We start from the raw sequence: 19,582 nt of genomic DNA, 5'->3' as shown, positions 1-19,582 counted from the left end.
CTTACACTCTTGTTTTGGGGTGGCTTCATGAATTATCATCCAACGCTTTTACTTTTGAAGAAGCCTACACATTTACCTGAAACATTCCCGTTTTCACCGACTTATCCGGTGCCCTTACCTGTTTGAAATTGTCCTTCCCTATCTGCCGTTATAGCTTTGACGGTATGAAAACAAAACACATCCTGATCTCTGGCGCAAGTATCGCCGGCCCTGCACTGGCCTTCTGGTTAAACCGTTATGGCTTTAAAGTAACTATTGTGGAACGCGCCCCGCACATCCGTTCCGGCGGTTATGCCATAGACTTTCGCGGCACGGCCATGCAGGTGTTGGCGAAAATGAACCTGCTGGAAGAAATACGCAAATACGAAACCCGCTCCGGCAAGATCAGTATCGTGGATAAAAAAAATAAAGAAGTGGCACGGATGCCGGATGGCTTCACCAGTGGTGAGCTGGAAATACTTCGTGGCGACCTCGCCAATGTATTGTATGAAGCGAGCAAACAGGACACGGAATATATCTTCGATGATGCTGTTACTACTATCTCACAGGATGCTACCGGCGCCACCGTCACATTCCTCAGCGGAAATACCCGCCGTTTTGATCTGGTAGTAGGTGCAGACGGATTGCATTCCAAAGTCAGGTCAGTAGCCTTCGGCGATGAATCCAACTTCATACATCACCTGGGTGTTTATCTCGCTGTATTCACCATCCCTAATTTTATGCAGCTGAAAAATATGGCTGGTCTTTTTTACGGTACATTGGGGAAACGTGTGGGCATCTTCAGCGCCAAACAGGATACCGAAGCCAGGGCCAGCTTTTACTTTGCGGCACCCAAACTCGACTATGACTACCGGGATATTAATGCACAGCAACAAATGATTCGTGAACGTTTCTCCAACGAAGAATGGCAGGTGCCGCAACTGCTGGAATATATGGACAATGCCACTGATTTTTATTTCGATTCCGCCAGCCAGATTAAAATGGATACCTGGTCGAAAGGCCGCGTTACGCTGTTGGGTGATGCCGCCGGCTGCGCCTCTCCAATGTCTGGCATGGGCACCAGTATGGCTGTTGTGGGCGCCTATATTTTAGCGGGCGAACTCAAGGCAGCGGAAGGCGAACACACCATCGCCTTTGCCCGCTATGAAGCCCAAATGCGCGATTTTGTGACTGCCAGCCAGAAGCTGGCAGATGGCGCGGAATGGTTTGTACCTGCCACCCGCTTCAAGCTTTGGATGAGTAAGAAAATATGGAAGATCCTTCCCTATACACCATGGAAAAATATGATGATCGAAATGCCCAGAAAAGTAGCTAATACGGTTACATTGAAAAATTATTAAAGAGATGAATAGTATCACGACTACTCATCTCTTTAAATCTATTACTTATGGCAGCTGTAAAACCCAACGTTCATTATCGCCGTTGCTCTCCGGCCAGAGTACACAGGAGGTACCGTTATTGGGATTGTTACCACTCACATTCAGACAGCTGGACGGGGCACATTTAGGCTTCAGTTTATAGTAGCCATCATAGTCGTATACCAGCTTCCAATATTGCGCGGAAGAGGTATTGGTTCCCCAGATATCTATTTGTGTTCCATTCGTGGTGGTGGCGCCGGGTACATCCAGCGACTGACCAGTGGCATGTGCCGGTACAAGACGATAGTATCCTTTACCAAGTGTCACTACCTGGAACTTCTGATGACTACCGTTGCTCCAGCCCCAGATATTGGCCAGACTACCATTCTGTGTACCAGCAGCAACGATATCCAATGCACTGCCGCCGTTTATTTTCGGTGTGAGGCGATAGGTAGTACCGTCTGTAAATCCGGGTTGCGTGGCAGGTGTTACCTGCAACATCACCACAGCACTGACACATTCCAGTGTGGCAGTCACATTATCTGTTGGGGTAGTCACGGTCCACTGATTCCAGGTAACATTCAGGTCTGTACGGCGGGCATTCCAGGCGGCATCTGCATTCTGACGCATGAAAGTATAGTAGGTGCTCCACAGGTTATTGTCGCGCACAAATTCGCCCAGCCCGCGTGCAAACTCAGATTGCCAGGTACCGTTGCGATGATCTTTGGAAAGAATACCATTAATGGTTTTGTTGGCGATGACATAATCAACCGCTTTTTTCGCGTCATCAAACAAGGATTCCCGGCCGGTGAGCCGGTGAAGATGCGTGGCAGCACTTATAAACGCACCACTGTTATACACGTTGTCTGCCATCTCCAACGTTCCATCTGGCCGTTTATGTTCATAAACAGCGCCGGAGCTGTGATTAAAGAGGTTATTCCAGATCCAGTCATACACGGCAGATGCTTTTGTCAGGTAAGCAGGATCCTTCGTGAATTCATAGAGGTAGCAACCCAGCATAACAGCTGTATTGTTACTGAGTCCGGATTTATTGGCGTGAGCAACATCCCACCAGATACCGCCACCCAGTTGCTGATCATAGCCCCTGTTGTAGGTCAGGTTAAAAGCATAGGCAGCCTGATTCAGGTAGGTAGTATTGCCGGTGATCTGGTAACCACGTGCAAATGCCAGCCCCGCCCATAGCAGGTCGTCATTGTAATCATTCCAGGTCCAGTCCTGTTGGCCGCCTGAACCGGCATTCTGGATCAGGAATGTATTCAGCAAATTTGAGATCAGTGTTTTATGCGCAGTAGTTTTAGTGCGCAGATACACATCTTCCATCATCTGGATATCCAATGCCTGACACCAGAAATAATCTTTTTCGGAATTGTTAACAGCAGTTTTATAATACTGCAGGGAGCCGGAAGTAAGGAGAAAAGTGGCATTAAATCCGCTGATGGCATTATCCGCTTTTGTATTCACGTCATTCAATGCCAGCAAGGCTTTGGCACTGTTGATTCCCACCGTGGAGTCAGGGGCAGCAGTGTTCATCAGGGTTTTCTTACATCCCCCGGCCAGCATTAATAATGCGATGGCCGGGAGGAGCATAAATTTGTTTTTCATGTGTGGAATTTCTAAAGGGTTTATAATGAGGAATTAATCACCCGGCAACGACAGCTCATAATCAAAATCTGCTGGTTCACTGCCTACCACAAAAGGTCCGGACGGAGGTGGTCCGCAGGAATTGGAGCCCACACCCAATGTAAACCTGCTGATGCAAAGCACCGTTGCATCAGCAGGTGGCAGGTCTATCCTGTACGCTGTTTGTTCCAGCTCTTCATGGTGATGCACAACAAAATTTCCCTTTTCCGTTCCGGTAGTATGGCACAGTAAACACAGCAAGAGCGTACGCCCCATGTTGGAACTTAAAAACATGCTATTGTATTTTGATGATAAATACGAATCTTAAAATGCATTCAGTTCTGCCAGGTGTGTATAGCTGGCATTGTAACTGCTCTGCACCGTTATTTTGAAGTAACGTGCATCAGTAAACGAAGAAACCACTTTTGTTTGCAGATCTTTTGTATTCGCCAGGGTAAAGGATCCCACGGTTGCCCAGGTGGTATTATCCTTACTGGTTTCTATCACTACATCCTGTGGCTTACCGGAATTATCTGATTGTCTGTCGAGGAAAGAAAAGCCATGCAGCGTTTTCACTTCTCCCATATCCACTACAAAAAAATGTGGGGGACCCGGACTGCCGCCCTGCCACTGTGAATGCCAGTAAGTAGAAGCATTACCATCCAGGGCGTTGATTACCTTCCCATTACCTGCACCTTCTCCATTTGCTTCCTGCGAAGAAAAACCGATCACCTGCCAGTTGGTACGATCATATACCGGATAGTCGGCCCTCACCCTATAAAAAGTAGTGCGCAGGTTTTCATTTATTTTTGTAGAAGCGCTAACAATGCTCACGGGCAACAGGTACTCTTTCATGATATCGATAGCTCCGGCCCCACTTGTTTTTACGGCAATACTGAGCGGACCTGTTCCCAGCGTACCTTTGCGGATGGTACCGTTAGTGGTACTGAGCGTGTAACTCTTCTCCGGCATCGGCAGGTAAGTGGTATGATTGGCGGTATTAAAACTATCTACCAGTAAAGTATTGGGCGCAAAAGTCACCTGTATATCTTCCGTTGGATAATCCTGTCCACCGTAATTGGCAGAGTAAATCATGGCCTGCATGGTATCTGCTACCTGCAGTGCATATACTTTAGGGTTATTAACGGCCAGCGGCATATATACTTTGGTATAGGCCGACAATGGCTGATCCGGCAGCTCAAATTTATCTGTACAGGAAAAGAGGCTCAGTAAAAAAATACAACAAGTGAAAACAGCAAATCTATTGCAATGCATATGAGAAGAATTACGAATTAAGAATTAAGAATTACGAATTACGATGTAGGAATTACGATGTAGGAATTTGCCTGTAAATAATATATTCGCTCATTATCTCCACACAAATTCGTAATTCGTAATTCCTAATTCGTAATTCTTTCCTACTACCATCCTGGATTCTGAACGATCATCTTACCGCGGTCCATTTCGTACTGGCTGATCGGGAACCAGTAGCTCGCCTGTCTGAACAAGTGTGTGGCGGCCACACTCCGCACAAAGAAATCATTTCCGTCTTTATTGATATTCATACCATGCACATCTCCCATCACATCAGGCGCAATTTTCCAACGGCGGATATCAAACCAGCGATGACATTCAAAGGCCAGTTCTACCCTGCGCTCTGCACGGATTTTGTCACGCATTTCATTCTGTGATGCCGGCAACGGTAAAGCATCAGGCCCGGTACCGTATTGCGGAATACCCGCACGCTGACGGATCGCATTTACATAGGTAGCGATGTCAGGGCTACCCGGACTATATTCATTCAACGCTTCTGCATAATTGAGGTACATCTCCGCCAAACGGAAAATGATGATAGGACGATCCTGTTTCTGACCTGTACCACCGGAGCCTGCATTGGTTTGAGGCGCCACATTTTTCCTGACGAGATAACCCGTCTTTGACCAATCGGTAGGGTGCCCGTTTTTCCCGTTAAGACCGGAAACAAAGAAGCTGATGGGCGCCGCACTGCTCATATTACCACCCTGGAAAATGCTGTTGTGATAAGTAACATCTCTGTAAAAACGGGGCTCCCTGTTGATATACATATTAAATACACTCACACCGGCTACCATAGTAAACCCTTTTTCTGCATACAGTGCAGATGCCTGAATAGATTTTCCATCTTTCATAAAATATGCATCCACCTGTTCCTGCGTAACGGCAATACCACACCAGCCGCCTGCCTGCCGGGGCATGCAGTGTACATCCCAGGTACCCAGGTTATTGCTTTTCCGGGAAAAAATCTGTTCGTTGTTCCATGCCTGGGAAAAGATGCCCTGCAGGGATTTCAGCACATCACCGGAAGGATCTTTATACAACGAATATTGTCCGAGGTCAATCACAGCTTTCGCTGCATCCGCTGCTTTCTTCCACTTTTCCTTATCATAGGATTGTGACATCATGGGAGTACCACTCTGACTTTTAAAGGTAGCCAGATCCGTATTGCCATTATACTGAGGACTGGCAGCATACAGCAGCAAACGGGCTTTAATAGCAAGTGCAGTCCCTTTGGTCATCCGGCCAAAGGCCAGATCACTCGCCTGTCCGTTCATAGAAGGTACCAATGGCAGCACAGCCGCTGCTTCATCCAGTTGCGCACTTACATAGCTCACACAATCATCGTACGGGCTACGCGGCAACTGCAGCTCTCCCGCCGGCGCATCGGGCGCCAGTACACTATCTCCTGCTAACACTACCGGTCCAAATTGCCGCATGAGCAGGAAATAATAATAAGCACGTAAACAACGGGCTTCTGCTTTGTACTGGTCTATGAGTGCCTGTCCGTTCAGGCTCCTGATCTCTATATTTTCATCGATATGTTTAATGAAATAAGAAGCGGAACGGATGCCATTATAGTAGTATCCCCAGTTATCATAGAGCGCATTGCCCGCGCTGATATTACCGATATTCAGGGCATATGTATTGTATTTGGACCAGGTAATATCACCTTCATCGCTGTTGCCCAGCCATGGATTACCATTCCACTGATCGGACTCATCGTCCACATAGCTGTATACGTTGGCGAGGAATTGTTCGGAAGGACCTTTTTTACGAAACACTTCTTCTATGGTAATACGGTCATTGGGTACCTGGTCGAGATACTTGCTGCATCCACTTACTAACAGTACACAGCAAAAAACCAGGATCACATTTGATATTATATTGCTTTTCATTTTTCTCTTTTTTTATGCTTATCTGAAAGTGAGTTTAACACCCGTATTGAAAGTCTTAACAAGCGGATACTGTGCACCACGGCCATCTCCCAGCTCCACATCCCACAGCTTAAATCCGCTGATGGTAGCCAGGTTATTACCAATAAAGTAAAGGTTCACTACCGAAAGGCCGGCTCTTTTAAGCCAGGGCTGACCGGAAAAAGCATATCCAAACTGTAAGGTCTGCAGGCGTAAAAAAGCGCCGTTCTTTACCCACCAGGAACTGGAGGCGTAATTCATATTGTCGTTGCCATAAGTAAGTCTGGGATAAAATGGACGCGCATTGGGATTGTCCGGTGTCCAGCGGTCGGTGATCTGCTCCAGCAGGTTGCCGCGTTCGCCGCCCTGGCTAAAGGGTTGCAGCCCATCTCCATTCAATTGAATATCTACATTACTGATACCTTTGAACCAGCCCGCAATTGACCATCCTTTCCAGTTGAGTGTAGGTCCAAATCCATACACTATTTCCGGGATGCTGCCATAGCCAATAGGGCCCTGATCATAAGTATCTATTTTGCCGTCGCCATTCAGGTCTTTGTATTTGATATCGCCGGGCATATTGGTGCCTGTTTGGTAAGGACTACTCAATACATCTGCTTTGGAAGTAAACAGTCCCAGGTCGGTGTAACCAAAGCGCTGTCCCAGCTTACGACCAATACGTTGCTGCCAGGGATAAGGCCATGGAGCATTGGCATCATTGATGATCATGGCACGGTTCCAGGTAAAATTGCCCCGGAATCCAACATTCACTTCGCCCCATTTTTTATTTATTTCCAGGGTGGCATCTATACCTTTGTTATGAATTTCACCGAGGTTGGCATAAGGCAGGTTGCGGATACCAGCGTAGTTGGGTACATCGCCGCGCTGCCGGAAAATACCGGTACGGTTCTCATTGAATACGTCTACGATGAGGGATACCTGGTCGTGAAAAGTTTTGAGTTCTATACCGAGATTGGCTTTCTTCGCCTTTTCCCAGGTAACAGATACGGCATAGTCGCCTATGTCCAGACCATCCAGGCTGCTGTTGGAGTTATTGGCGCCATAGGAATAACCACCGTTACCACCACCTACTGTAGAAATATAAGCAAAACGGCGGCCACCGATATTGCCGTTACCTACCAGTCCATAAGAGAAACGGACTTTCAGGAACTGCAATGTATTCAGCAACGGACGGAAAAATGCGGCTTCAGAAGGTACCCAGCCCACACCAAAAGAAGGGAAGAAACCAAAGCGCTTGGAAGGCTCAAAAGTTTCAGAACCATTGTAGCCGAAATTGGCTTCTGCCAGGTAAGTATTATTCCAGGCGTAGGTAACCCTGCCCGCCAATCCCATATAACGGTAAGGGATAGACGACATAAAATCACCCGCAAAGGCATCCTGCCGGTCCGACTGGTTAAACAGCACCATGCCCGTTACATCATGCTTGCCAAAGGAGCGTTTGTAGTTCAGCGCTGCCTCTGTATAAAACTGGCGCGAGCCCCCGTTGGATCTGCTGTAGCCCAGGTAGCTGCTGCCGATGGACGTTTGTGTGAGCAACAGGTTGCCGGCGCTGTCACGGCCGGAAGCCTGGTAGCCATCCATTGTTTTAGTACGACTGATTGTATGTGTGTTATAGTTATCAAAAGAAAACATACCTGTCAGGGATAATCCTTTCAACCAGAAATCGAGGTCCTGTGTTAACCGGATATTACTCCACAACTGGCTTCTGAACTCAGATACGTATCCGCTTTGTGTGAGGAGGTTATAGGGATTATTGATATCACCGGTGCGCAGCTGTGAGTGGGCGCCGTTGGAATATATTTTAGGAATCAAAATCGGTGGCAGCAGGTAAGCAGAACCCCAGATGGCATCTACAGAGTTACCGGGGAAGTTACCGTTGCTGATCCATCCGGCCGCACCAAAATCTACTTTAGTGGTATTGGTAAGCTTCAGAGAAAGATTAGAAGTAAAGTTGTATCGCGTGAATTTTATTTGTGAGTTATAGTTCGCCAGGTCATCTGTTTTATACATGCCTTTTTCATCGTAGTAGCCTACGGATAAATAATACTGGGCTTTATCAGAACCACCGTTGGCATTTACCCGTGCCCTGCGGTTCTGTCCATATTTATTAAACAGTTCATGGAACCAGTCTACATTCGGGTACAGATCGGGATCTTCTCCGGTCATGGTTTTATTGATCCGGTCTTCGGAGTATTTTGGTAGCGGATCTGATGGGTTACTGTTTTTATAGGCTTCATTCGCCATTTTCATATAGGTAACCCCATCCGCAAACTTTGGTATTTTGGTAAACTGGGTTAAGCCCTGATCATATTGTGCATTGATCAGTGTTTTACCACTTTTACCGTTTTTTGTCTGGATGAGAATTACGCCATTAGCCCCTCTTACCCCATATACCGCAGTAGCAGAGGCATCTTTCAGGATGCTGAAGCTGGAAATATCTTCCGGATCTACGTTGGCAAAGTCTCTTTCAATACCGTCTACCAATACAAGCGGGCTGCTGTTGGTAAAAGTAGAAATACCGCGGATATAGATCTCTGCATTATCATAACCGGGCTGTCCGCTGCGTTGTACACCGATAACACCGGCTACACGCCCTGCAATGGCATTGGTAAGGTTAGCGGAAGGCAGCTTCAGGTCCTCCGCCCGGATGCTGCTCTGCGCACCAATGGTAGTGATCTTCTTTTGCTGTCCATACCCTACCACCACTACATCTGCGAGGTCGGAGGCTTTGTCTTTCAGGATGACCTCCAGTTTTGCCTGTCCATTTAATGGTATCTCCTGGGGAAGATAACCAACATAGCTAAAGATTAATACATCGTTGGCAGCAGGTACGGTAATGGAAAAACTACCATCCTCTTTAGACAAGGTATTGACATTATTATTTTTGCTGCGGATAGTAACACCCGGTAAATGCTCTCCTTTTGAATCAGTTACTTTACCCGCTACCAGGTAGCCTTGCCGGGCAACAGGCTCATTGTCTTTTTTCCGGACAACGATAGAATTATCCAGGATATTATAACTAAGTGGCTGTCCTTTGAAACAGGCGTCCAGTAATTGCTTCAATGGCTGTTTTATCACGTTGACCGTAACGGGTAACGCTTTTTTCAGCAAATCATTTTCATAAATAAAAGCTAACCCTGTTTGTTTTTGAATCTTTTTAAATACACTTTCCAGCGATTCCTCTCTTACCTGGAGTGTAACCGTTTGTGTTTGTGCGTGCGTGTTAAGTCCCGGGATCAGTAAGACTAACAGGAAAATAACCGTAAGGATTTTTTTTAGACATAGCTTTTTTGCAGGCACGCAGGAGTCTATCCTGTGCAGGCATGAACGTGGATAACTATTCATCTGACAAGTGATTGATTAAAAAAAGTAACTGATTAAGTGAACGTGGTGCTCTTTGGTTGATCTGATTTATGGAATGGTTACCATAATTTGATTGTTTATTATTCTAAAGTTCATAGCTCCTGTTAAATCCAGGATTTTAAGTACATCTTCTATCTTTTTATTTCGATATATTTTACCGCTAAATTTCCTCGATACATTTCCCGCCGAGAAAACAACTTTCATATTATACCATCTGCCTATTTCCAGCATAATTTCATCGATCCTTTCATTTTCAAAAAGGAATAGTCCATCCTTCCAGGCTGTCACCGTTTCCACATTTACTTCGCTCAGCCATGCCTGTTGATCTGTTACGTTATAATGCAGCTGTTCTCCTACCCGTAAAGGTTTTACAGCTGTGGGTAATTTTACATTTACCGCGCCCGTCAGCAAGGTAGTTTTGGCTGTTTTCTCTTCCGGATATGCCTTGATGTTAAAGCTGGTGCCCAGTGCCTGTACTGCCTGGTCATTTACATGTACAATAAAGGGATGCGCAGGATCTGCCACCACTTCAAAGAAAGCTTCTCCGGTAAGATATACTTCTCTTTTGTTATCTGTAAAGTATGCGGGGAAACGCAGGGAGGACGAAGCGTTTAAGCGCACCTTTGATCCATCTGCCAGGGTGATGCTAAACTGCATTCCGCCGGGCGTGCTCAAGGTATTGACTTCCGGGGTGGCTGAATTGGCGGCAGCTGCTCCTCCATGTTGGTAGGACAACTGATCATTATTATTTTTATTCACGGCTACGCCGGAAGCTTCTGTTACCGTGCCTTTTCCGGCATCAGTAATGGAAATCTTCTCCCCGTTTCCCAGGGTGAGGTAGATCTTCTTTTCTTCCCGGTCGTGAGATAGCGCTGCGGTTGCCAGTTGTTGTACCTTTCTTTCGTGCACACGCTGGTATACCTTCACCCCATAAAAACCGAAGCCAATGCCGGCGATCACGGCGGCCACTCTCCATTTATTCCACCAAACAGGCTGCAGACGTACCGGCTCCATGCGGGTGCTTTCCGCCAGCCTGACTGCAATTTCTTCCTTGATTAATGACTGATCAGCGGTGTCGATATCCCAAATACCATCTTCCAACTGCATATGATCGTGATATGCGTTGAGCTCAGCTATCTCCTCCGGAGAGCAGTCTCCGTCCAGAAATCGTTGGTATTTTATCAGGAATTCGTCTTCAGTCATTACTTGGTCTTTCATTGTATGTATGGAAAACGGAGGCATACACACATAATTTAGAATATTTTTTTTTTAATTTTCTAACGCTTATCTTTTCGGGGTTAATATCAAACCAAATATGAAATGTTCCACAAAGAAATAACTGATATACAACTGTGGAATGCTGTGCGTGCCAATAACCAGCAGGCATTTAATAAGCTATTCGATAAATATTGGGTGAGTGTATATAAGACGGGATATAAGTATTTAAGAGATAAAGAAGCCAGCCAGGAGATTGTCCACGATATATTTTTAAGCATCTGGAACCGCAGACATGAATTGATGATCGATTCATTTCCTGCCTTCCTGCTTACATCTGCCCGTTACCAGATTTATAGTCGGAAAAAGCTAAAACGATTTACATTCGACAGCACCAGTGAGCTGGCAGCTGATCCATATACGTCTAATGACGCGGATATCCGTATTCGTCAAACAGAACTTAATAACAATTTGCAGTTAACGCTGCAGGACCTGCCCAACCGTTGCCAGGAAATATTCCGTATGAGCAGGTTTGAATGTTTATCCAATGATGAAATAGCCGTGCGCTTGGATATCTCCAAACGCACGGTAGAAAATCAGTTAACAATGGCATTGCGGCACATCCGTTCTCATATGAAAGATATTGCAGGACATTGATGAGCATTATATTTATTCTCTCCCTCTCAATCCGCCATTCCCGGCACTTTTGTTTCCAGCCATCCTTTCAACAGCTGCTCTTCCTCCGGTGTTAATTTGATATCTCTTCCTTTAGGCATTCTTCTTTTCACAAATACCTGTTTATAGATTTTCGGCGCCAGGGATTCCATATTGTCTGCCGTAAATACTTTTCCGGGATTGTATACCTTATGACAAACATTACATTTCTGCGTCAGCACGGATAAAGCGGTTTGTTTCAACCGGGCGTTATCAGAAGGTACGCCCCTGGTGGCAGCATGGTTTGGATGAAAGGGAAAGCTGGCCAGGGCGGCTACCAGCAGCAGGATGGCTACAATAGCGTATGTTTTCATTTGTTTTTGTTTGTAAGGATACAGGCAATAATGACGAATATCACAGCGATGGTGCCACAGATAGCTCTTACCAGATTCAGGCTGTTCCACGGACCTTCAAACCGGAGCCGTTGCGCCGCCAGCTCCTGTGCGGAAGCTGCCTGGATATTAAAAACGTCCAGGGCATCATTCATGGGTACATTGCCCACCATAGTTACCCCAAATACCCCGATGCCGTAGGCAAAGGTGGCGATCAGCAGGCACCAGAAGGCACCGCTCAGGGGCTGCTGGTAGTGCATATAGGTGCAAACCGGCAATAATATCAGTGTGCCCATAAAAAGGCTCAGAAAGAAACCATTCAGAATGGCCCGGTTCATGACCTGCATAGCGGCTAAATAGGCACTATCCGGGAGGCGCGCAATACCAATAGTCACAGAACAGGACCAGGCGTAGAAGAGGCCCGCCATCAGGGCGGTAGAAGTGGCTGTGATAATCAGCAGTACAGTGGAAAACTTAAACATATCGGCGTTATTTTTATTTCTTGGTGCAAATTACTACTGGCAGGCACCTGAAAATAGAACAAAACCGACAGCGGGGTAGAAATCCCCTTTTTACGGGATATTTTTAAGCAGGAGATCAAATTCCTTTGCGGAAACGGCTACCACGGTGCCATGCCGCAAACCGGCCGGCATCGATAATTTGCCGGAAACGTCTTTCCACGTTTTCAGGTCCGTAGATTCCACCGCACCATAACTGTGCTGGGTATACTTGTCAAAATACACGATCCATTTATGGCCCTTCCTCAGAGTGGTAGGTCCTTCCGCCCAGTAAGCGCCGGTAATAGGGGCTGAAGGCTTGCTATAGCCACCGGTAAGTGATTTACTCACGGCTATCCGGATATTTTTCTGCGCCGGCGTTTTGGTTTCATCTTTCAGGAACATCATATACCGGCCATGATCCGGAACGATGGTGGCGTCAATTACATTGAATCCCTGGTCATATAATAATTTTGCAGGACTGAACTGCTGAAAGTCTTTTGTAGTAACATAATACAGCCGGTGATTGTATTTGTCGTCACCGGTAGTCTCGCCTGCAGTAAAGCGGCCCGGTATGGTGGTGGCCCAATAGATCATATATTCCTTATGCCGCGCATCATAGGTGATTTCAGGCGCCCAGCAGTTCAATGCACCGGCTTCCTGCGCCATTACCGGGATTTCCCGCTGCGCCGACCAATGGATCAGGTCCGGGGATGACGCATACCCAATGCTTTTCTCCTTCCAGCTCACGGTCCATACCATGTGAAATAAGCTGTCGGCTCCCCGGATAATGCAGGGATCCCGCATCAGTTTATCGTCGCCGGCTGTTGGTTGCAATAAAGAATGACCATTATTCAACTCTTTCCAGTTATAACCATCATGACTATACGCCAGGTGCAGACCATCCTGCCCGTTATCTTTAAAAAAGGAAAAGATATATACAGGCTGTTGACCTGTGGCGTTTTTCAGTAGCCCACACAGGAAAATAAAAAGAAAGATTGGTTTCATAAACATATTTAAAGAAAGATAAAATCAGACAGCATCCACCAGCCCATCCTCCTGCAGCTTTTTAAATGCTGTCAGCACACCCGGTACCTGCTGTGTTTCTTTCAAATAGTCTTCCAGGCTGAAATAACGGATCGCACCTATCTCAGCAGAAGGACGGGGTACTTGTTGCAACTCATGCAGGAAACAATCCTGTCTCATCTGCAGGTTAATTTCACCAAAAGCCGGCGCCGTAATATGATAATACCACCGGAGACTATCCGCCGCCAATTCCAAATTCAACTCTTCACGGATTTCGCGCTGTAATGCTGCCAGCGGCGTTTCGCCGGCATCTATCTTCCCTCCCGGCAGATACCAGGCGCCTTTATTTTTACTGAATGCCAGTAATAGTTTACGATCCTTAACTACGATCAGGCCGGCACAATCTATATAACTCATGTCGCAAAAATAATAAAGCCGTGTTTTAAAATTTAGAATAGCAGAAAGCCGTGTTTTAAAATTTAGAATATACATCCACTGGAAAACCTATTTTAATAGTTCGGTCGGCGTTATTCCGAAACGTTTTTTAAAAGCCCGATGAAAATGCTGTGGGTGGGCATAGCCCAGTTCATAAGCGATCTGGGAGATGTTTTTTTCACCTTCTTTGATCAGGTACCGGGCCGCTTTCAATCTTTCTTCCTGTAACATGCCAAAAACGGTTGTGCCGAAAACCTGTTTAAAATACTTCTTTAATTTAAATTCATTGAGCCCGCAAAGCACGGATAGTGCGGATAGTGAAAGCGGATCGCCAAGCCGCTCCAACACCAGGGCATGTGCATGATATACTTTTTCCAGGTCTGTTTTGGATATCTGGTAGTCTTTGGGGGAATGCCCGATCAATATTTCGCATTGACGACATAACAGGTCAAGGATCTTCGCATCAAAATATAGTTTACCTAATCCCGGAGCTAAGGGCGCACCCCAGAATGTAGTGAAGAAATATTTAAAATCCCGGCTTATCGCCTTTGATGGCGATTGCAAAACAAAGGGCTCCCTGTTGGCCATCTTTTCTGCTAATGGCGTCAATTCCGGCAAATAACCGGAAAAAAGACCAGCCATATAATCCGGTAACAGGTGGGCTGAAAATAAGCGATGGGTTCCACCATGCATGACCTGGTTCGTTTCCTCCCCTGATGGGTTGAATAATAGTTGATGATCTCCTGCTGTCATCATGCGGGCGGGTAATTGACTATCGTAAACCAGACCTACTGCGCCCGCCAGCATAAAATTGAGTTCAACCATTGGCATCCAGTTATTATGACGGACAGCAGCTGTTTCGGTATCGGTAATAATAGTTCTGTCGACGATACCCATGGTATCCGTTACGACAAATTTTAACTTTTGCTCGTTCCCCTCAGCAGAAACTGTGAGCTGCTGTGTCGTCCCACGCGCTACAGCAAGAACGGATTCCATATTCATCGGCGGCATGTCTGCGAAATTGCTGCGTTTTTTCCTGATTTCCATAAATGGTACATATCGATCCGTTTGATGCCCTGCTATTAGATATCCAACCCTTAAATTTGTTTCTTTAAGGAATAAAATAGCTATAAGAAGTCAGAAATGCAAACGAAACTTACGGAAGGGTTTAAAAATGACTGGGTGATCTCTGCTGATGGCACCCGTATTGGTTACCGGCAAATTGGAAATGGCCCAGGACTGATATTATTACATGGCGCGCTGCAGTCCTCCCTGAATTTCACGGAGCTGGCTAAAGCGTTGTCAGCTGATTTCACTGTTTATGTGCCGGATCGCCGTGGCCGTGGCTTAAGCGGCCCCTATCACGCCGGTGATGACCTGGTAACGGAAGCAAATGACCTGATTGCCATCATCCGCCAGACGAAAACAGTTAACATTTTCGGGCTAAGTTCCGGCGCGGTGATTACATTACAGGCTTTAATGCTGGAAAACGGGTTGCAAAAAATAGCGCTTTACGAGCCACCATTGGCTATTGCCGGACACCCGTTCAATAAACTGGATGGGCCTTATCAAAAAGCCCTGAAGGATAATAATTATGGCCGGGCCTTTGTCGCTATCCTTAAAGGCACAGGCGATGATTCATTATTTAGTAAACTTCCGCCATTCATCACTGCGCCATTGATCAACCGGCAAATGAAAAGCCAGCTGAAAAAACCTGCTGACGATGAAATTCCGCTGCGGGTACTGGTGGAAAACTTTAGTCAGGACCGCATTGTTATTAACGATTCCGCGCGGCTACTGCCGGAGATCAAAGATATACGGACAAGCATGTTGTTGTTGGGTGGCACCAAAAGCGCCGGTTATTTAGAGAAGGCGCTTGACAGTTTACAACAAATCATACCCAGGGCCAGGCGTATTTATCTGAAAGGACTCGGGCATATTGCGGCCGACAACAGTGAGCAACCGTTAAAAGTGGCGGAAGTGCTGTTGGATTTTTTTAAATTTCAAGGTCATTTACCAGTTACTAACTGACGGATATTTCCTATTTTGAATGCAATGTCGTTTATTTAAGCCTGATATTTAATCCGGAATTAATCACCCTATATGAACAAAAGCCGTCTGGAAGCTTTTAGCGATGGTGTACTCGCTATTATTATCACCATTATGGTGCTGGAAATTAAAACACCACATGGTGGGGAATGGAAAGATTTACTTCCATTATATCCGGTTGTACTCAGTTATATCATGAGCTTTATATATGTCGGTATTTACTGGGGGAACCATCACCATCTCTGTCACACCGTTAGAAAAGTAACTCCCGGTATTATCTGGGCCAATATGTTTCTACTGTTCTGCCTTTCGCTCATTCCTTTTGCCACGGCATGGATGGGAGAAAATCATTTTGCGCCACATACGCTTGTCCTGTATGCGGTACTCCTCATGCTCTGCGGGGCTTCCTTTACCATCCTGCAACAGGCCATTATGAAATCCAACCCCCATGAAGCTGTGATGGCAACTGTATTGAACCGGCAGCGCAGGAAAGGGATGATATCAGTAGGATTATATATACTGGCTATTCCCATGGCTTATGTGAGCACCCCTGTTTCAGGCGCCTTAATCCTGTTGGTAGCTATTATCTGGTTGGTTCCGGATGAGAATATTGCCCGTGCGCTGGAAGAAGAAGGGGAATAGTTGTTCTCCTGTGAAAAAATTGGCGCAATACACCGCTGTTATTGTCCTTTTCACACACCATACAAGCATCCATTTAGCGTTACGTTTGTGGTAACTAAATAAATCCGGATGATCCTGTTACAACACAAAACCGCCATTGTATATGGTGTAAGCGATTCCCTCGGCGGTGCGGTAGCCCGTGCCTTTGCCCGGGCGGGTGCCCACGTATTCCTGACCGGACATCGCCTCGCGCCGGTGCAAAAAGTGGCAGACGAGATCATTGCCGCCGGCGGCCTGGCAGAAGTGGCCGTAGTAGACGCGCTGGATCAGCAGGCGGTCAATGCCCACCTGGATATGGTGGTAGCTAAAACCGGCTCCGTGGATATCTCCTTTAACCTGATCGGCATAGAAGCCAAACAGAATATCCCCCTGTTGGATATGAACCCGGACGATTTTGTGCATCCGGTAAAAACAGCGATGCGCACACACTTCATCACCGCCACTGCTGCAGGCAAACAAATGAGTAAACAACGATCCGGTGCCATCTTAACGCTAACGGCTACACCGGGAGGCATCGGCTATCCGCTGGTAGGTGGCTTTGGACCTGCCTGCTGTGCCATAGAAAGCTTTGTAAAAGGGCTGGCATCTGAGCTGGGACCCAACGGTGTAAGGGTGGTCAATATCCGGTCTGCCGGTTCCCCGGACTCTCACCCCTTCCTCGATGCCATCAACTCCGGCGCTCCGGAAGTACCTGCATTTTTAGAAAAGCTGAAAGATGATACCATGCTCAAAGCACTTCCACTCATGGCAGATATCGCGAATACCGCCGTATTCCTGGCTTCGGAAATGGCAGGCAAAATTACCGGCGTCACCATCGATGTAACTGCGGGAACTACTGCCGCACTGAATTATAAAATGATGACGATCCCCTTCCTGCAATAATAAAACGGGAAACGCCACAGATAAATATCTGTGGCGTTTCCCATTGCTGATTTATTATTTTTTCATCTGAAATGCCAGTAGTCGTAATCCATTAAACACCACCAGCAACGTAGATCCTTCATGTGCAATCACGGCTACTCCTATAGAAGCCACGCCTATGATCGTCAGCGGAATCAACACCGCCACCATACCTAAACTCATCCACAAATTCTGACGGATAATACCTTTCGATTTCCTGCTCAAGGCAATGGCAAAAGGCAGGTTATCCAGTTTATCCGCCATCAGTGCAATGTCCGCAGTTTCCAGGGCTACCGCAGATCCTGCGGCACCCATCGCAATACCCACGGTGCTTTTCGCCATCGCCGGCGCATCGTTTACACCGTCGCCGATCATCGCTACTTTTCCTTCCTGCTCACTTAAATCCGCGATGGCCTTCACTTTTTGTTCCGGCAACAAACTACCCCAGGCATCCGCGATACCGATTTTATTAGCCACAGCGGTAGCTACCTGCTGGTTGTCGCCCGTGAGCATCACTATTTTTTTGATCCCTATTTCTTTCAGCTGTGCCAGCGTAGCTGCCGCTTCTTTACGGGGTACATCCATCAGGGCTATCAATCCAATGATCTGGTCGTCCTGCTGAACAATCATGGTGGTGTTGCCTTCCTTCTCCAGCCGATCGATCTGGCTGATCACATCTGCCGGCAATTTTTTACCCTCCTGTTCAAATAATCCCGGGTTGCCGATCACAATTTGCTTACCCTGATAGGTTGCCTTTACGCCACGGCCGGAAACGGCCATCAGTCCATCTGCAGCGGCTACTTCCCGCTTCAGTTTTTCCTGCCCCCCTTTCACAATGGCGGCAGCCAGCGGATGATCACTTAACTTCTCTACGGCTATGACTACCTGTAGTACTTCTTCTTCTGTAGCCCCGCTTAACGTTACCACAGCGGTTAACTGTGGCTTGCCTTCTGTCAGTGTACCTGTTTTATCAAATGCCAGTGCCGTTAAACTGCCCAGTTCTTCCAGTGGTCCTCCCCCTTTGATTAACACCCCGCTCCTGGCGGCGCGCGCAATACCGCTTAACACCGCGCTGGGCGTGGAAATAGCCAATGCACAGGGACTGGCGGCCACCAGTACTGAAATAGCGCGATAAAAACTCTGACTGAATGTTTCATCGATCACCAGGAAGGCGAACAGTAACGATACCACCAGTATCAATACTATCGGCACAAAATATCTTTCAAATTTATCGGTAAATAATTGTGTGGGAGATTTCTGTGCTTCCGTTTCATTCACCAGCTTGATTAATCTGGCCAGTGTTGAATCTGCGGCTACGCTGGTGACTTTTATTTCCAGCACCTGGCTGCCGTTGATGGTGCCGGCAAAAACTTTATGTTCGGCGCTCACATTTTTATCGGCCTGCTGCGGATCTGCTACAGGTGTTTTATCTACCGGAATACTTTCCCCGGTAATAGGCGCCTGATTCACACTACTGCTACCTTTTATAACAATACCATCGGCAGATATTTTACTGTTGGGTTTTACAATGATAATATCATTGGCCAGCAGTTCTTCTATAGTAATTTCTTTCTCTTCATTGTTACGTCTTACAATGGCTGTTTTAGGCGCCAGTTCTGCCAGTGCAGCAATTGATTTGCGCGCTTTATTCATGGCATAATGTTCCAGTGCATGGCCCATGCTGAACAGGAAAAGCAACAACGCCCCTTCCTCCCAGTCGCCCAGAATGGCGGCGCCTATGGCCGCTACCAGCATCAGGAAATCTATTTCAAATTTCCCTTTGGCAATAGATTCAACGGCTTCTTTCGTAGTGTAAAATCCACCAAAAAAGTAGGCGCCTATATATAAAGATAAACTAAGCCATGCCGGCAGTGATTGAATAAAGCTGATGGCAAATCCCAGTCCCAGTAATACGCCACAGATGATACTGAAAAAGAGTTCCGTATTCTTTCCGAATACGCCGCCATGCTCATGGTCATGATCATGATCCGCATCATGCTGATGACCGTTTGAGGAAGCGTTGGTGGCTGGTACCACATCTTTATCCGTCTGCTGTTCTGCTGCTGTTGACTTCATCATAATACTTTTTTTAGATAGGAAAAATGGGGTGTCCTTTTTAT

General features: G+C 46.7%; 17 protein-coding genes. 5 read left to right on the top strand and 12 right to left on the bottom strand.

The window, feature by feature from the left end; all coding sequences use genetic code 11:
- Window positions 1–164: 164 nt before the first annotated feature.
- Complete coding sequence (locus tag AB4Z08_RS20520; RefSeq protein WP_441575650.1) at window positions 165–1,340, top strand: FAD-dependent monooxygenase; 1,176 nt, start codon at window positions 165–167, stop codon at window positions 1,338–1,340.
- 45 nt (window positions 1,341–1,385) lie between these two features.
- Here AB4Z08_RS20520 and AB4Z08_RS20515 read toward each other — a convergent pair whose 3' ends face one another.
- From AB4Z08_RS20515 to AB4Z08_RS20490, 6 genes are all read right to left on the bottom strand, one after another.
- Entirely contained in the window at window positions 1,386–2,981 is a 1,596-nt protein-coding gene (locus tag AB4Z08_RS20515) for a glycoside hydrolase family 76 protein (RefSeq protein WP_441575649.1), read from the bottom strand.
- A gap of 33 nt (window positions 2,982–3,014) precedes the next feature.
- Window positions 3,015–3,293: a hypothetical protein gene (locus AB4Z08_RS20510; protein ID WP_441575648.1), complete on the bottom strand. Its 279-nt coding sequence runs from the start codon at window positions 3,291–3,293 to the stop codon at window positions 3,015–3,017.
- Between the two features lie 30 nt (window positions 3,294–3,323).
- Window positions 3,324–4,274 (bottom strand): discoidin domain-containing protein, encoded by a 951-nt coding sequence (locus tag AB4Z08_RS20505; protein WP_441575647.1) that lies wholly within the window; start codon window positions 4,272–4,274, stop codon window positions 3,324–3,326.
- Between the two features lie 146 nt (window positions 4,275–4,420).
- Window positions 4,421–6,211, bottom strand: a complete 1,791-nt coding sequence (locus AB4Z08_RS20500; RefSeq protein ID WP_441575646.1) for a RagB/SusD family nutrient uptake outer membrane protein — start codon at window positions 6,209–6,211, stop codon at window positions 4,421–4,423.
- Between the two features lie 18 nt (window positions 6,212–6,229).
- Window positions 6,230–9,595 (bottom strand): TonB-dependent receptor, encoded by a 3,366-nt coding sequence (locus AB4Z08_RS20495; protein ID WP_441575645.1) that lies wholly within the window; start codon window positions 9,593–9,595, stop codon window positions 6,230–6,232.
- A 66-nt stretch (window positions 9,596–9,661) separates the two neighbouring features.
- Complete coding sequence (locus tag AB4Z08_RS20490; RefSeq protein WP_441575644.1) at window positions 9,662–10,831, bottom strand: FecR family protein; 1,170 nt, start codon at window positions 10,829–10,831, stop codon at window positions 9,662–9,664.
- A 102-nt stretch (window positions 10,832–10,933) separates the two neighbouring features.
- Between AB4Z08_RS20490 and AB4Z08_RS20485 the strand changes: the two genes are divergently transcribed.
- Window positions 10,934–11,485, top strand: coding sequence for an RNA polymerase sigma-70 factor (locus AB4Z08_RS20485; RefSeq protein ID WP_441575643.1), 552 nt, complete (start codon window positions 10,934–10,936; stop codon window positions 11,483–11,485).
- A gap of 26 nt (window positions 11,486–11,511) precedes the next feature.
- Here the strand turns inward: AB4Z08_RS20485 and AB4Z08_RS20480 are convergent, their stop codons facing one another.
- From AB4Z08_RS20480 to AB4Z08_RS20460, 5 genes are all read right to left on the bottom strand, one after another.
- The gene (locus AB4Z08_RS20480; protein WP_441575642.1) at window positions 11,512–11,856 is read right to left on the bottom strand and encodes a hypothetical protein; all 345 of its coding nucleotides are present in this window, start codon (window positions 11,854–11,856) and stop codon (window positions 11,512–11,514) included.
- Complete coding sequence (locus tag AB4Z08_RS20475) at window positions 11,853–12,356, bottom strand: anthrone oxygenase family protein (protein ID WP_441575641.1); 504 nt, start codon at window positions 12,354–12,356, stop codon at window positions 11,853–11,855. The genes AB4Z08_RS20480 and AB4Z08_RS20475 overlap by 4 nt, the downstream gene beginning before the upstream one ends.
- 90 nt (window positions 12,357–12,446) lie before the next feature.
- Window positions 12,447–13,379 (bottom strand): glycoside hydrolase family 43 protein, encoded by a 933-nt coding sequence (locus AB4Z08_RS20470; protein ID WP_441575640.1) that lies wholly within the window; start codon window positions 13,377–13,379, stop codon window positions 12,447–12,449.
- 24 nt (window positions 13,380–13,403) lie between these two features.
- The gene (locus AB4Z08_RS20465; protein WP_441575639.1) at window positions 13,404–13,814 is read right to left on the bottom strand and encodes an NUDIX hydrolase; all 411 of its coding nucleotides are present in this window, start codon (window positions 13,812–13,814) and stop codon (window positions 13,404–13,406) included.
- A gap of 87 nt (window positions 13,815–13,901) precedes the next feature.
- The gene (locus AB4Z08_RS20460; protein WP_441575638.1) at window positions 13,902–14,879 is read right to left on the bottom strand and encodes a helix-turn-helix domain-containing protein; all 978 of its coding nucleotides are present in this window, start codon (window positions 14,877–14,879) and stop codon (window positions 13,902–13,904) included.
- Window positions 14,880–14,975: 96 nt separating this feature from the next.
- On the opposite strand from AB4Z08_RS20460, the gene AB4Z08_RS20455 reads away from it, so the two are divergent.
- The 3 genes from AB4Z08_RS20455 (at window position 14,976) to AB4Z08_RS20445 (ending at window position 17,444) form a co-directional block, all read left to right on the top strand.
- Window positions 14,976–15,863, top strand: a complete 888-nt coding sequence (locus tag AB4Z08_RS20455; RefSeq protein WP_441575637.1) for an alpha/beta fold hydrolase — start codon at window positions 14,976–14,978, stop codon at window positions 15,861–15,863.
- Window positions 15,864–15,935: 72 nt separating this feature from the next.
- Window positions 15,936–16,523 carry a TMEM175 family protein gene (locus AB4Z08_RS20450; RefSeq protein WP_441575636.1) on the top strand — a complete coding sequence of 196 codons (588 nt, stop codon included), beginning with the start codon at window positions 15,936–15,938 and terminating at the stop codon, window positions 16,521–16,523.
- A 108-nt stretch (window positions 16,524–16,631) separates the two neighbouring features.
- Window positions 16,632–17,444 carry an SDR family NAD(P)-dependent oxidoreductase gene (locus AB4Z08_RS20445; protein ID WP_441575635.1) on the top strand — a complete coding sequence of 271 codons (813 nt, stop codon included), beginning with the start codon at window positions 16,632–16,634 and terminating at the stop codon, window positions 17,442–17,444.
- A 54-nt stretch (window positions 17,445–17,498) separates the two neighbouring features.
- On the opposite strand, the gene AB4Z08_RS20440 is transcribed toward AB4Z08_RS20445, so the two are convergent.
- Window positions 17,499–19,541, bottom strand: a complete 2,043-nt coding sequence (locus AB4Z08_RS20440; RefSeq protein WP_441575634.1) for a heavy metal translocating P-type ATPase — start codon at window positions 19,539–19,541, stop codon at window positions 17,499–17,501.
- Between the last annotated feature and the right edge of the window lie 41 nt (window positions 19,542–19,582).

Source organism: Chitinophaga sp. RAB17, from assembly GCF_052114225.1.
GTDB lineage: Bacteria > Bacteroidota > Bacteroidia > Chitinophagales > Chitinophagaceae > Chitinophaga.
The sequence above is the reverse complement of the archived record's forward strand: the minus strand, read 5'-3'. Positions and strand labels throughout refer to the sequence as shown.